Source organism: Vibrio sp. 378 (genome assembly GCF_033339435.1).
In genome coordinates this window covers 1-514 of record NZ_JAWOUO010001210.1, presented here as the reverse complement: position 1 = coordinate 514, position 514 = coordinate 1, and the positions used below count along the sequence as shown (strand labels likewise).

1 protein-coding gene is annotated in these 514 nt (G+C 46.1%); it reads right to left on the bottom strand.

Going from position 1 to position 514, the window contains the following annotated elements:
• Positions 1–180: 180 nt before the first annotated feature.
• A partial coding sequence (locus R7Q48_RS31185; RefSeq protein WP_318134296.1) for an MmcQ/YjbR family DNA-binding protein occupies positions 181–514 on the bottom strand: 334 nt, incomplete at its 5' end.

The following is a 514-nucleotide window of genomic DNA, read 5'->3' as shown; positions in this document are numbered from 1 at the left end:
ATTGGGTTTTGATGGCTTTCACCGTAGGCTTCTAACCAGTCAGATAGTGCTCGCATACCACTTCCCTTTTTACGCAACTTCTTTTTATATAGTCCGAGCTCAAAAAAGGTGCGAGTTTTTCAGCGAGCAATTGATGGTTTTCGTTATTGCCTAAACACTTTCCTGAAATGCTATTTGGCTTCAGTGTCCAAGCAATGTACGTTGCGCTTTGGGCAGTTTCGCTACAACCAAATCGTAGGAGCGCTCGCACAAGTCTTGAATGAGACCATCTTCGGCATCACCATTGAAATACACTGTGACCCAATGGCGTTTGTTAAGGTGGTAGCCCGGTGTGATGTCGGTAAACTGGGACGTTAGCACTTCTCCATCTTCCGGTTTCACTTTAACACTGACGTATTCTCGACCACCACGCTCCGCGATTATCGCGAACATCTTGCCTTTTACTTTGAACACAAGCGCGTCAGGGCCAAAGGGGAAGTCACTTTCGGCGCACATAAATGTCTCTAAAAAGGAT